This is a genomic window from Limosilactobacillus gorillae (assembly GCF_001293735.1).
GTDB lineage: Bacteria > Bacillota > Bacilli > Lactobacillales > Lactobacillaceae > Limosilactobacillus > Limosilactobacillus gorillae.
The window spans coordinates 15,970-29,476 of the sequence record NZ_BCAH01000033.1 but is presented as its reverse complement, the minus strand read 5'-3'; the positions used below and the strand labels follow the sequence as shown (position 1 = coordinate 29,476).

At 50.1% G+C, this 13,507-nt stretch carries 11 protein-coding genes; 5 read left to right on the top strand and 6 right to left on the bottom strand.

Features of this window, described 5'->3' with window-relative positions; all coding sequences use genetic code 11:
• Positions 1-82: 82 nt before the first annotated feature.
• The 4 genes from AOQ57_RS06160 to AOQ57_RS06145 all read right to left on the bottom strand — a co-directional run bounded on the left by AOQ57_RS06160 (position 83) and on the right by AOQ57_RS06145 (position 5,698).
• Positions 83-814, bottom strand: coding sequence for a DnaD domain-containing protein (locus tag AOQ57_RS06160; protein WP_093626238.1), 732 nt, complete (start codon positions 812-814; stop codon positions 83-85).
• Between the two features lie 150 nt (positions 815-964).
• Entirely contained in the window at positions 965-2,260 is a 1,296-nt protein-coding gene (gene asnS, locus AOQ57_RS06155) for an asparagine--tRNA ligase (protein ID WP_093626236.1), read from the bottom strand.
• Between the two features lie 28 nt (positions 2,261-2,288).
• Entirely contained in the window at positions 2,289-2,807 is a 519-nt protein-coding gene (locus tag AOQ57_RS06150; protein ID WP_093626234.1) for a cell wall elongation regulator TseB-like domain-containing protein, read from the bottom strand.
• A 50-nt stretch (positions 2,808-2,857) separates the two neighbouring features.
• Complete coding sequence (locus AOQ57_RS06145) at positions 2,858-5,698, bottom strand: helicase C-terminal domain-containing protein (protein WP_093626232.1); 2,841 nt, start codon at positions 5,696-5,698, stop codon at positions 2,858-2,860.
• A 239-nt stretch (positions 5,699-5,937) separates the two neighbouring features.
• Here AOQ57_RS06145 and mvk point away from each other — a divergent pair, with 239 nt between their 5' ends.
• The 4 genes from mvk (at position 5,938) to fni (ending at position 10,110) form a co-directional block, all read left to right on the top strand.
• Positions 5,938-6,876, top strand: a complete 939-nt coding sequence (mvk, locus tag AOQ57_RS06140; RefSeq protein ID WP_093626230.1) for a mevalonate kinase — start codon at positions 5,938-5,940, stop codon at positions 6,874-6,876.
• A gap of 1 nt (position 6,877) precedes the next feature.
• Complete coding sequence (gene mvaD, locus AOQ57_RS06135; protein WP_093626228.1) at positions 6,878-7,867, top strand: diphosphomevalonate decarboxylase; 990 nt, start codon at positions 6,878-6,880, stop codon at positions 7,865-7,867.
• 19 nt (positions 7,868-7,886) lie between these two features.
• Entirely contained in the window at positions 7,887-8,996 is a 1,110-nt protein-coding gene (locus tag AOQ57_RS06130; RefSeq protein WP_093626226.1) for a phosphomevalonate kinase, read from the top strand.
• A 73-nt stretch (positions 8,997-9,069) separates the two neighbouring features.
• Positions 9,070-10,110 carry a type 2 isopentenyl-diphosphate Delta-isomerase gene (gene fni / locus AOQ57_RS06125; RefSeq protein ID WP_174498199.1) on the top strand — a complete coding sequence of 347 codons (1,041 nt, stop codon included), beginning with the start codon at positions 9,070-9,072 and terminating at the stop codon, positions 10,108-10,110.
• 105 nt (positions 10,111-10,215) lie between these two features.
• Here the strand turns inward: fni and AOQ57_RS06120 are convergent, their stop codons facing one another.
• Positions 10,216-11,583: an RsmF rRNA methyltransferase first C-terminal domain-containing protein gene (locus AOQ57_RS06120; RefSeq protein WP_093626222.1), complete on the bottom strand. Its 1,368-nt coding sequence runs from the start codon at positions 11,581-11,583 to the stop codon at positions 10,216-10,218.
• A gap of 127 nt (positions 11,584-11,710) precedes the next feature.
• Here AOQ57_RS06120 and AOQ57_RS06115 point away from each other — a divergent pair, with 127 nt between their 5' ends.
• Positions 11,711-12,520 carry a Cof-type HAD-IIB family hydrolase gene (locus tag AOQ57_RS06115; protein ID WP_093626220.1) on the top strand — a complete coding sequence of 270 codons (810 nt, stop codon included), beginning with the start codon at positions 11,711-11,713 and terminating at the stop codon, positions 12,518-12,520.
• A gap of 69 nt (positions 12,521-12,589) precedes the next feature.
• On the opposite strand, the gene AOQ57_RS06110 is transcribed toward AOQ57_RS06115, so the two are convergent.
• Positions 12,590-13,507: a dihydroorotate dehydrogenase gene (locus tag AOQ57_RS06110; protein ID WP_093626217.1), complete on the bottom strand. Its 918-nt coding sequence runs from the start codon at positions 13,505-13,507 to the stop codon at positions 12,590-12,592.

Genomic DNA, 13,507 nt, shown 5'->3' with positions numbered 1-13,507 from the left:
TCCGGTTATTAGAGTATCATCATTATACAACATTTAGGGATCGTTAATCGGTGTTTAGGTGAACTTAATCCTTATTTAGGGATTAATCATCCTTTGAATCGGGGTGGAGTTTTCTTAAGGAGGCCTTTAAAACCAGGGATTTATCACTGTTTGAACCGGGGCGCCCCTTCCCTTCTTGTTCCCGCGCCAGCTCATACTGGCGCTTATCAGCCATTACCTGTTTCGGCGTCGTCAGATGACTCTGGCGCCAGCGCCGTAAGATTCCCTCAATGTACTTGAAATTATACTTACCAGCTAAAACAGCCTCTCTTAGGGCCAGCTGGATCATCTCCAAGTTATAGTGGTCCTGGTCAATCCACTGGTTAACCGTCTGCATCTCCATCGGTGAAATCGTCCGCCCAAATTCGACTTGGATCTGCTTAAAAAGATCAGCTCGACTTTGTTCGGCTGCCTTTTGCTCGTTGACCACCCGCTCGTGGTTTAGTGCCCGAGCTAAATGATCATAAAGGGGGGTGAAATCATAGTAGGCATCCTCCTTGCCGTCTTCTTGACGGCGTAGGCGTTGCTCGACCAGGTTCTTTTGGATCATCTGGTGGACCATATCAAAAACCTGCTGAGCACTCGTTCCCAGGTGGTTAGCAATCTTCTCCAAGTCCGGATTAGGATTCCCCCGGTCAATGTACGATTTAAGCTCTAAATAGACCATCAATTCCCCCGTGGTCATATCAATATCATGGTAGTGATGTAATAAAAGGTTGGAAACACTGGTGGTTCCCGCCTCTAACAAGGTTGCTAAGAATTGATTTTTCGCCATCCTCTTCTCTCCTCCCTGTTTCTAAATTGTAATATACCAACAGAGCCCAGTGGTTCGAAAATCAAACCACTGGGCTCCTGTTATTTTTAAAGGTGCGAAAACAAAATTAACGTTTCGCCATCCACTTTTTCACATTCAGTGACTAATTGATTACGGGTAAAGACGGTTTAACAGACGAGGGAACGGAATTGTCTCCCGAACGTGGTCTTCTAAGGTAATCCACGTCAAGAAGCGTTCCAGGCCCAGCCCATAGCCAGAGTGTGGCACAGAGCCGTACTTACGTAGGTCAAGGTACCATTGGTAATCCTTTTCATCTAAACCAGCATCAATAATGGCTTTCCGTAAAGTTTCATAATCTGTTTCACGTTCAGAACCACCGATGATTTCACCGTACCCTTCTGGGGCCAAGAGGTCAGCACAAACGTAAACATCATCGCGGGTTGGGTGACTCTTCATGTAAAACGGCTTAATACTCTTCGGGTAGTTAAGTACGAAGACCGGCTTGGAGAATTGGTCTGCTAAATAGGTTTCTTCCGGTGAACCAAAATCTTCCCCCCACTTGATGTCCATTCCAGCCTGTTGCAACATTTCGATGGCTTCATCATAACTGATCCGCGGATACGGTAGCTGAGTAAATGGCTTTAAGGTTTCTGGATCACGACCAAGGACTTCTAATTCCCGGCTGCAGTCATCAATCACCTTTTGAATTAGGTAAGCGACGTACTCTTCTTGCAGTTCCAAGCTCTCTTCTTGGTGCATAAAGGCCATTTCTGGTTCAATCATCCAGAATTCGATTAGGTGACGGCGGGTCTTGGACTTTTCAGCCCGGAAGACCGGTCCAAAGGAATAAACCCGTTTTAGCGCCATCGCCCCAGCCTCTTCGTAAAGCTGACCCGATTGAGATAGGTAAGCGTCTTGCTCGAAGTATTCGGTGTGGAAGAGGTCGGTCGTCCCTTCCGGTGCATTTCCAGTTAGGATTGGCGGGTCAATTTTGGTAAAGCCGCGTTCGCCAAAGAATTCGTAGTTAGCACGAATGACCCGGTCACGAATTCGCATCATTGCCTGAGGCTTACTGGAACGCAACCAGAGGTGACGGTGATCCAACAAGAAATCAATCCCGTGTTCCTTGTTCCCGATTGGATATTCATCGGAGTCGCCGATCAATTCTAATTTTTCGATTTGAATTTCGTAACCGAACTTAGAACGGGCGTCTTCGTGAATTTCCCCGGTAACCCACAGGCTCGCTTCTTGACGCAGGTGGCGTGCCATTTCAAAGGTTTCTTCGTCAACCTTGTTCTTTAACAAGACCCCTTGAAAAAAGGCCGTCCCGTCACGCAGTTGCAGGAAAGCAATTTTCCCACTGGACCGCTTATCGGTTAACCATACCCCAATACGCACGCGTTCGTTAACGTGCTTGGGCGCATCAATGATGTTGATGGTTTGCACAATAATTCCCTCCAAAATAATGGTGTGATTATAAGTTGTTGATTTGTTGGATGCTCTTGCCGCTGGTGAAACTAATCAGGTCGTAACACAGGTTGCCCTTTTGGTTCAAGTAGGTCACTTCCCAGACCGGCTTATTGTTAAAGATGCCCATGGCTACTTTTAACACCTTCTTGGGATGACTGGCCGTTTTGACCTCGTTTTGCGCCTGACTAGCCGTTAATCCAGCTGCTTGTTTAAGGATCCGGATGTCGCCCCCCTTTTGCGGAACGATCACCAAGATTGCTTGTCCCTTAGCGTTCTTCCCCGCCACCGTGTAGTATGTCCGATCGCGGTTGTAGATATAAAAACCACTTGCAGAACGCAATCCTGCATACTTCTTGGCCATTGTTGTTGCCTGCTTTTGGGCTACGGCCCGTGGGTGGTTGGCAATGGCGTACACACTCCAAGTAACCAAGACGACTACTAACACCGCCACGACGATGCTGCGAACCGTCCTTTTTAATGAGCTCCGACTCTGCTGACGCTGAACGTCTCGCCGACTTTGCATAAAGGCCTTCCTTCCTAAAAATCAATATCTTTAATATTATAGCAAATTTCTCAGTTGATCGTGGAAGAATCGAATCCTTTTAGGAATTTTTTGGTTTTTACAATAATTAGATCGGATCTTTCGGCCACTACCGGTAGATCGTCCGGCAGGGCCGCCCGAATTGTCTTACCGTATCGTTTGCTTTCCAGGCGGGGGTCTAAAAGAACCGCCACTCCCCGGTCTGCTGGCGTCCGCAAAAGCCGGCCCAGTCCCTGACGCAAGCGAGTAGTTACCTTAGGCAGCTCAACCTGGTAAAAAGGATTTTTCCCCTCCGCCTTCATGAGAGCACTTTGAGCCCGGTTGATAATCTCGTTGGGGGCGTCAAAGGGAAGCCGGGTGATCACTAGTAGTTCCAATTGTTCCCTTGGCAGGTCAATTCCCTCCCAGAAACTAGCCGCACCCATTAAAATTGAATTAGTCCCGGTAGCAAACTGCTTCAAAAGCTTTTCACGGTTCCCGGAAATTCCCTGAGCAAGGATATCCCGCTGGTTGAAGAGGTCGGTGTTCCGCAGCTTGGCATAAACCTGTTCAATGGTTAAAAGGGAGTTGAATAGGACCATCGTTTGGCACTGGGTCTTAGTTGCCAGCTGGTAAATCATTCTGGCCAGGTACTCAACATACTCATCACCCAACTTGGCTCCCGGGATTGGAGCATCCTTAGCAATGAAAAGACGGGCGTTTTGCCCGTAATCAAAGGGTGATGCGAAGCGTTTAGTCCGAACATATTTACGATCGAGATCTAACTGGTTAAAGATATAGGCTGAGCGGCCGGAGGTAAAGAGTGTCGCACCAACAAAGAGGTGGTTCAAAAAGTGAGGGTAGACCATCCGGCTTAGGTAGTGATTGGCCACCAAAAGCCCCCCAGATAATTTCAAGGAGCTCTGCTCACCTCCCTGACGAATCGTCAACCAAAAGACGGTCGCCTCTGACTGAGTGGCTAACAAGTGACTGGCTTCCTTAATCATCTTAGTGGCATCTTTTAAACTAGTTAAATGACTAGCAAACTGACTCATTATGTAGCGATCAGCAGCCAGCCAGCTCTCACTACGCCCCGAAAAGAGGTGGTGTAAGGCTGTAAAGTGTAAGTTGATAGATGCTAAGGCCTGCTCTAAGCCAATCATGATCGGATTGGTTGGACTTAAAAGGCCTGCTAGTTTGCGGTTATCGATGGCTTGCTCGATCAGCTCATCATCCCGATTACCTTGCACCATCCCGTAAAGGGCCTGTTGCAGATCCAACAGGCACCGTTCAAGTTCCCGGAGATCACTGGCCAGTAACTCAACATTGTAAGCCCCTAGCGGGAGGTCTTCAAAAAGGGTAACCAAGTTTTGTTCATCAGTGTGATTCACTAGACTCTGTAGCTGGTGCAGAATCATCATCACCCGCGCAAAGGTCAGTGTTTGACGCGACTGCTTCAGGACCGCCCGACTAAGGTGCTGGGCCTCATCGACCACTAAAAAGGCCCCAGAATCACCACCACCTAACTCTTCAGCATGGGCGACCAGGTAGGCATGGTTGGTGATGATTAAGTTGGCTGTGTCTACCTGGCGGGCCCGCCGGACCAAAAAATCATCCTGGTAAAAGGGCGACTGCCGGTTCAAGGACCGCACCCCACGGTGGCGAACATCGATAAAAAAGGCCGCCTGCTGGGCGTTTAAGTTCAACTCGTCTAGGTCCCCAGTTGTTGTTTGTAAGAGCCACACCAGCATCCGGGCCTTGAGTTGCTGAACTAACTGCGAGTCTTCATGAACGGCCAGGGAATGGGCAAACCGCTCCAAGTTTAAGTAGTGATCATTGCCTTTAACCACTACCGCCGTAAGCTCAAAGGGTAAACGGGTATTTAAGGTTGCTACAGCCTGTTGGGCCACCTGCTGTTGTAAGAGATTAGTGGCCGTTGATACCACAATCCGGTGGTCCGGGTAGGTCAGGTAGGCTAATGGCAAGAGGTAACCCAGGGTTTTCCCGATCCCAGTTCCGGCCTCAACAACCATTTGGCGCACTGGCTCCTCCTGACTAAACTGGTTATAAATAGCATTCATCATCTTGGCCTGAACGGGACGGTACTCCAAGCCATCGCCAAATAAGTAGCGCTTTTGGCGCTTAGTTCCCGGGTACCTACTGATCGTCTGAGCAGTGGCGACTCCGGCCGGACGCACCTTATGGAGGACCAAACCGTTTGAAACGTAATGTTCCTCAGAAAGCGGTTTGGGATTTATTGCCCGCTCATTCAAGGCCCGGTTAAATAACCAACTCGTTTGCTGTGGTAGTTTTAGATCAAGGTCAACAATACTTTGTAAAGTCTTAGTTGGTAGCCTATCCAACCGTTTAAGTAACTCCATCAGCAGGTGACCAGTTGCTACGGCATCAGAAACGGCGCTGTGGGGATGATCATGATCAATCTCTAAGTAACTCGTCAGGTCGCGCAAGCGAAAACTAGGGGCTGTGGGCATTAAGATCTGACTCAACGTGACCGTGTCGATGGCTGGAATCGTGAGGGGAGCCTCCCCTGCCCGTTCAAACTCGGCATTTAAAAATGGAAAGTCGAAGTTAACATTATGGGCAACAAAAATCGTGCCGTCTAGTAAACTTTTTAATGTTGGCGCCACATCTTCAAACAAAGGGGCTCCCTTGACATCCTTATTCGTGATCCCGGTTAACTGCTCAATTGTTAACGGAACTACCGTGCGGGGATTAATTTTAGTTTCAAATTCATTAATAATTTGACCATCCTGCACTAGGACGCAGCCAATCTGGATAATCCGCGAGCCGGTCTTGACGCTGGTTCCAGTCGTTTCCAGATCAACCACCGCATATACCGGCCCCCGTCGCTTATTTTTTCCCAAATTAACCATCCCTTCGTTCTCTTAAATTCTCGTATCGATTGTACTACATTTTACTCGTACTTTGATACCGCCGGTGCCTAATTCACTCACCAATAAGACCAGTCGATTTTAGCATTATTACGACTGAATGTTATTTACATAATTAGCGAGTTTACCATCTGTGCTTATTTAGTGGTAAAATAAATTCTTACGGGTGTCTTACACCACCACGACGAAAATAGATCTCGAAAGAAAGCAGGTTTGACCTCATGCAAGCAAGTGTTTGTGGCACGAGCCACGCAAAAATCATATTGATGGGCGAACATAGCGTTGTCTACGGGGAGCCAGCGATTGCCTTGCCCCTGCCGAGCGTAACCACTACGGCCACCCTTATCTTTGGTGGCGAAGGCCAGCGCCTGACCTCCCGTTACTACCAGGGCCTCGTTAGTGACCTACCAACACAAATGATGGGCGTTGCTAAATTAATCAACGCCCTGACTGCTCATTTTCAAGGAGAAAACGACGCATGGGAATTAGTAATTGAAAGCGACCTTCCTGCCGAACGTGGGATGGGCTCTTCAGCCGCCACTGCCGTTGCAATCATCCGTGCTTTTTTTGCAGCCTACCATATGGAACTGAGCCACTCACAGTTACTTAAATGGGCCAACATCGAGGAGGAAGTTACCCACCGTAGCCCGAGCGGTTTGGATGCGGCTACCGTTTCGGCTAGTGCTACGTTATTCTACGTTAAAGGCCAGCAAAGCCAACCAATCGAAATGAACCTCTCAGCCACCTTAGTGATTGCGGATACCGGTATCAAGGGGGCTACTAAAAAGGCCATCGCCGAAGTCAAGAAACGGTTTGATACTCACCCTGAAGAAACTAGGCACCGCCTTAATCATATGGGCCAGCTGGTTGAAGAAACTAGGATCGCCCTTTCAAATAATGACCTTCGTCTGCTTGGTCGTGCCATGGACGAATGTCAAGCCGATCTAAAATTCCTTGGCGTTTCCTCCAAGGCCCTCGACCACTTAGTCACCGTTGCCAAGCAAAACGGAGCCCTGGGGGCCAAGCTAACCGGCGGTGGCCGGGGTGGTTGCATGATCGCTCTAACAGCCACCGCCCTGGGGGCCCGCAAATTGGCCGCCGTTTTAAAGGAAAATGGCGCCACCGCTACTTGGATCCAACCCCTGAAAGGAGACCTCTAAGATGACCACCACCGCGCGTGCTCATACCAACATTGCCCTGGTTAAGTATTGGGGCAAACGTAACGCTGCCTTAATGCTTCCCCAAACCGATTCGTTGTCTTTGACTTTAGACGAGTTTTACACCACCACCACAGTTGAGTTTGACCCGACCCTGTCCAAGGACCATTTCTACCTGGACGGTAAGTTAGTTGCCGACCAACAGGCACACAAGGTCGTTAAATTTATGGACCTGGTTCGTCAAATGAGCGGGCGGGCAGATTTTGCAAACATTGCTTCGGTCAACAACGTCCCAATTGCTGCCGGTTTGGCCTCTTCGGCCTCGGCATTTGCGGCCCTGGCGGGTGCAGCCGCCAAGGATGCCGGAATGGACCTGTCCTTAAAGGACCTCAGCCGCTTAGCCCGGCGCGGGTCTGGCTCAGCCACCCGTTCCATCTTTGGTGGCCTGGTTGAATGGCACCGGGGGACCGATGACCTAACCTCCTTTGCTGAGCCAGTTCAAGAGGTGCCCAAGTTTGGCATTGCCATGCTAGCAATCATGGTTGACACCAGCCAAAAGAAGGTTTCCTCGCGCGGCGGGATGCAGCTTGTGGTTGAGACTTCACCCTACTATCCTGCCTGGCGCCAAGTAGTCAAAGACGACATGGTGGCCATTAAAAAGGCGATTGCCACTGGTGACTTGAAGACCATCGGCCATATTGCCCAACAAAACGCCCTACGGATGCACGCCTTAAATCTGGCCGCTGATCCGGGCTTTACCTACTTTAACGGTCAGACGATTCTGGCCATGCAAACCATTGATCGCTTGCGTGAAGAAGGCTTAAACTGTTACTATACGATGGATGCTGGTCCAAACGTCAAAGTTATTTTTGACCCCAAGGACCAAGACGACCTCTTAAAGGCCCTTAGTCCCGTATTTGGAGCTGAGCGACTCGTGGTTGCCAAACCGGGCCCGGGGATTGAATACCTCGCCGACCCCGTGATGAAATTTTGAATTGAGAGGATCTAATAAGTTGATTACTGCAAAAGCTCCTGGCAAGCTCTACATTGCCGGCGAATATGCGGTGGTTGAAAACGGCTACCCCGCAATCTTGGTTGCATTAAACCAATTCGTTACTTGTACAATTACCGAAGCAGAAGATGAGGTTGGTCAGATCATCAGCCACCAGTACCATGATAACTCGCTTCAGTGGCGCCGACTGGGTGACCAAATGGTTGTTGATAAACGCGATAACCCCTTCTCCTACATTCTGTCGGCAATTAACGTTACCGAAGAGTTAGCCCGGAGTCTCAACCAACAACTTGGTATTTACAATCTGCGTATTGACAGTCAGCTTGATTCACAAAGCGGTAAGAAGTATGGTTTGGGTTCCTCAGCAGCGGTAACAGTGGCTACCGTCAAGGCCCTTTGTGAATACTACCACTTACCGGTCAACAAGGAAATGATCTTTAAACTGGCCTCCATCGCCCACTTCGACGTTCAGGGAAACGGCTCCCTAGGTGATGTTGCTGCTTCCGTTTACGGGGGCTGGATTGCCTATCGCTCTTTTGACCGCCAGTGGCTATCTGAACAACGCCACTACCTCGACTTACCAACCCTCCTATCTTTGCCATGGCCAGACCTAAAGATTGAACCTCTTGACGCCCCTGCCAACCTGGCACTTCTGATTGGTTGGACAGGTAAGCCCGCTTCCACCTCACGCCTGGTCGATAAGATCTCACTCTTCAAGGCCAAGCAACAAGACGAGTACCATCGCTTTTTGGACCGTAGCAAGGCTTGCATTCACCGGATGATCGACGGTTTCCATGCCGGTGACTTAAATAAAATCAAGGAAGAAATTCGCTATAACCGAAATCTCTTACAAGAACTGGCCCACCGCTCGGGAGTTCAAATTGAAACGCCCCTCTTAGAAAAATTATGTCAAATTGCTGAGGAATTCGGTGGGGCTGCTAAAACCTCTGGGGCCGGTGGTGGAGACTGTGGGATCGTGGCCATCGACGGTCACGCCGACCTGCCCGGCGTCTTAGAGTCTTGGGCTGCCAGTCAAATTGAACACTTACCGCTGTCAATCTACTTCGTCAACAATGTTCGCCGCTACACTATGCAAGTGAAACAACACTAATTAACAAAACATTGATGACGATCTCATGGAGTGACGGCTCGCTTATCACACCCACCTTTTTAGGAGGATTTTTCTGATGGAATCTGCTCATGCCCAACGCAAAAATGAACACCTTTCCCTGGCCGAAAAGGACTTTGCCTTAAGTCACCAGGACCACCCCTTTGATCAGGTACGCCTGATCCCGACCACCCTGCCTGAAATGTCTACCCAAGAGATCCACGTTGCTCCGGTCAACCTAGGGCTTAAATTTGACTGGCCCTTTTACATCGAGGCCATGACCGGCGGTAGCCAGCGCTCGACAGCCATTAATGCCAGCTTTGCCCGCCTGGCTAAGCGCTTTAACCTGGCAATGGCGACCGGGTCAATGTCCATCATGTTCAAGGATAAAACCGCCAAGGACTCCTTTGCGGTCCTCCGTAAGGAAAACCCAGATGGCTTTTTGATGGCTAATCTGAGTGCCAATACAAACTATAAAAGAGCCCAAGAAGCCGTCAACTTCATCAACGCCAACGCCTTGGAAATCCACGTCAACGCCGCCCAGGAGCTGATTATGCAGGAAGGCGACCGTAAACTTTACTGGCTAGAGACACTGGCTGAACTAACTACCCGACTTAATGTCCCCGTTATCGTCAAGGAAGTTGGTTTCGGGATGAGCAAGGAAACCATCGCCCAGCTTGAACAGGTTGGCATCAAGTGGATCAACGTCTCCGGGACTGGTGGTACTAACTTTGCTCAGATTGAGGACCAACGTAACCACGAACTAAATTTCACTGACTTGCACTCCTGGGGACTTACAACCCCGGAAAGCCTACTTGAAGCACATTTTAAGCGGCCAACAACCCACCTGATCGCCTCTGGAGGAATCACTAGCCCGCTGGACGTTGTTAAGGCTGGGGTGCTCGGTGCCCAAGCTGTTGGCGTTGCCGGCTACTTCCTCCACATTCTGATTAAGGAAGGTGAAAAGGGACTAGAAAAGGAACTCACCCGTTGGCAAACCGAGCTCCCCCGGATCATGACCTTAGTCGAAACTACCGACTGGGCCGACCTTTACTTAGTCGATCACGTCTTTAGTTCTGATCTGCTTGCCTACGCTAACCAGCGACACCTAATCTAAAAAAGACGTGTAACAAAGGTCCTGTCACGTCTCTTCCAAATCCACAATGAGGCCCAGTGGTTTAGCATTTACTGAACCACTGGGCCTCATTGTAGATTGTCAAATTTAAAAGCGGAGTCCCTTAGGGAAGAAATTTTTTAAAGTATCATTGACCAACTTACCCCAGCCGATCGTGTGCCCCTGGCAGACCAATAGATACCAGCCGTTTTGATACGTCCCTTTAATTGGTAGCGTGTCACCGTGTACGTAAGTTCGCCACTGTTCCAAGTCAAGCTCAAGAACTTGGCTTGCCTCACTTGGATCAAGCGCTAGGGCCAAGGCTAGTCCGGGTTCAAAACGGTTCTTCTTAAGAGTCCCCAGGTGCAGTCCCGGGCGAACCAGACTCATTTGATCGATTGCCGGTATCTGATCGGGCAGGTCGTAAAGCTGATCCCCGAAGACTACCAGCCGGCCAGCCTGATAGTTAGGCACGACGGCCCCTTGAAAGTTCTGCCACAACCCTTGCTGGTCCTTAGTGGCGGCTAGCTTACTCCGGGTCCCCTTCTTTTTCTTCTTGGTTCTGGTTGAACGTAGGGGCGCCCCTCCTTCAAGAATAAACTTAGCAATAAAATGGCCTTCCCCCTTCAAGTGATGGGGAAAGAGGCGGACAGCCTTTTTCAGTTCCGGGTTACCGTTCGCCCATTGCGGGCGTCCATCATCCATCCCTGGCGCCTTATCGATTTCTTGGATCGTAAGGCCCGGGTAGTTTTCAAGTAACCAGGCAGCCATTTGCTCGTCTTCTTCCGGAGCAAAGGTACAGGTTGAATATACCAGGGTTCCCCCCGGTTTAAGCATCTTCATCGCCGAGGCTAGAATCTTTTTTTGACGGTTAGCGCATTCAGCGGGGTAATCCTCGCTCCAGTATTCAATACCGGCCGGCTCCTTTCGAAACATTCCCTCTCCCGAACACGGGGCGTCTACTAAAATCCGATCAAAGAACTGTGGGAACTGATCCTCTAACTGATCTGGACTCTCGTTAGCCACCACCACGTGCCGGCCACCCCAGCGTTCCATGTTTTCAGCCAGAACCTGGGCTCGGTTACGAAAAATTTCGTTAGAGACTAAGAGGCCTCGATCACTCATCTTAGCTATCAAGTGGGTTGATTTCCCCCCTGGGGCCGCACACAGGTCCAAGACTCGCTCACCGGGCTTAGGATCGACCACTTCCCCCACGAACATCGCCGATGGTTCCTGACTGTACACCCAGCCAGTGACGTGGTCCAGACTGTGCCCGTCAACGTGACCATAGTAGCCGTTTGAAACGTAGGGAACGGGTCCTTCACTTTGTCTAATCGTGGCAGCTGGTTGACCAGGCTTTAAGGGGTTAACTCGAAAGCCACTGTGGCTATCTTTTTCAAGAGCCGCCAAAAAGGCCGGCGCCTCATCCCCTAATAGGTGTTGGTACTTTTTAATAAAGGCATTTGGTAATTGCACGGTTGTCTTCCCTTCTTCGTTTTACATCCGTTTTATTTTACCCGCCCAGCGGTTGACGCGCAAGATTTGCGGCGTTCCCCCTGAATCGGTATAATCAAGACATTGACTCTACGAAAGAAGGATTGAAATGGACCAACACTTGATCGCCCTAGATATGGATGGAACTACCCTAAATAACCAGTCTAAACTAACTGACCACACCATTAGTACCTTACGCAAGCTAGCCAAGGAAGGCCACTTGGTGGTAATCGTGACCGGCCGACCATGGCTGATTTCTTCGCACCTATACGACCAGATCGGTCTCAACTCCCCGATTATCAACTTTAATGGCGCCTTAGCTCACCTCCCCTACCACAATTGGAAACACGAGTACGCTATTAAGGTAACCCGGGAAATGACCTTAGACATGTTGGCCAGCCACCAAGAACTAGGGGTCCAAACCTTAATCGCCGAAGATAAGCACCACGTCTGGGCTAACCACCCGTCCAATGAACTACCTGAGTTTTTACCGGACCAATTAACCGAAGATCAAATCTTAAATGAGCATAACTTGACTGACGACCCGATCGCCCTAACAATTCAGTTTGATCCCGCCAAAAAGGAAGCGATTCTCGACCGGGTTAACGAACGCTATGGTGACTTTGTCGAACCCCGGATCTGGGGCGGGGGATATTCGATCATGGAGTTGATCCACCGCGGCACCCACAAGGAAACCGCTCTTTCCTACCTGGCCAAGTACTACCAAATCGATCGCCAACACATCGTGGCCTTTGGCGACGAACATAACGACCTAGAGATGATTGACTTTGCCGGTCACGGGGTCGCCATGCAAAACGCCATTCCGGAATTAAAGGCCGTCGCTAAGGACGTAACCCCCTTAGATAACGAACATGACGGCGTTGCCAATTATTTAGAAGCCTACTTCAAACTAAGATAAGACTTCTTTAACGGCATAGCATCCTAATAGAGCCCAGTAGCTTGTAAAATAAGCTACTGGGCTCTTAATTTAGATCCGCTTCAATTCTGCCAGGGTCTCGATCCCCAACTCATCCATTAAGCTTGGAAGTTGGGTGGCGATGTGTGGACAAGCGGCAATATCTTTGAAATGGGCCGCCCCAACGGCGACTGCACTAGCACCGGCCATCATGAATTCAATCACGTCAGCAGCGGTTTCGATCCCCCCCATTCCGATAATCGGTAAGGTGGTAGCGTGGGCAACCTGGTAAACCATTCGGATTGCCAACGGCTTAATAGCCATCCCGGAGTAGCCACCCATCCCGTTGCCCAGAACTGGTTGGCCAGTATGGATATCGATGTGCAGTCCCAGGACAGTGTTGATCAAGGAAAGGCCATCAGCTCCCCCCGCCTCGGCTCCCCGGGCTACCTCGGTGATATCGGTCACGTTCGGGGTCAGCTTGACATACAGGGGGACCGCTCCCACAGCCTCCTTAACCTTGGCAGTGAGTTTTTCTAAAACCTTGGCATTTGTCCCAAAGGCCATCCCCCCGTGAGCAACATTAGGACAAGACACGTTAAGTTCCAGGGCTGAAACCAGGCCTGATTCGGCTAGCTTCTTGGCAACTTCAACGTAGTCTTCCTCGGTATTTCCGCCGATTGAGCCCACTACCGGAAGGGCGGGGTACTTTTCACCCAAGGCCGAAAGCTTCTCAGCGATAACGGTATCGACTCCCGGATTAGTCAGTCCAACTGCATTCATCACTCCATCGGCTAACCTGGCGATTTGGGGCTGTGGATTCCCAGTCCGGGCTTCGGGGGTGGTCGTCTTAATTACCAGGGCCCCGAGATCGTTAAAGTTCACCTTGTCAGCCCCCCAGGCATCACCAAAGCCAAAGGTTCCAGAGGCTGGCATCAAGGGGTTGGTCATCTCAAGGCCGGGTAAGGATACGGCAAGTCGATTAGTCAT

Coding starts and splice junctions, on each gene's coding strand:
- AOQ57_RS06160 (WP_093626238.1), bottom strand. CDS start 814: ATGGCGAAAAATCAATTCTTAGCAACCTTGTTAGAGGCGGGAACCACC.
- AOQ57_RS06150 (WP_093626234.1), bottom strand. CDS start 2,807: ATGCAAAGTCGGCGAGACGTTCAGCGTCAGCAGAGTCGGAGCTCATTA.
- AOQ57_RS06110 (WP_093626217.1), bottom strand. CDS start 13,507: ATGACTAATCGACTTGCCGTATCCTTACCCGGCCTTGAGATGACCAAC.
- AOQ57_RS06115 (WP_093626220.1), top strand. CDS start 11,711: ATGGACCAACACTTGATCGCCCTAGATATGGATGGAACTACCCTAAAT.
- mvk (WP_093626230.1), top strand. CDS start 5,938: ATGCAAGCAAGTGTTTGTGGCACGAGCCACGCAAAAATCATATTGATG.
- AOQ57_RS06145 (WP_093626232.1), bottom strand. CDS start 5,698: ATGGTTAATTTGGGAAAAAATAAGCGACGGGGGCCGGTATATGCGGTG.
- mvaD (WP_093626228.1), top strand. CDS start 6,878: ATGACCACCACCGCGCGTGCTCATACCAACATTGCCCTGGTTAAGTAT.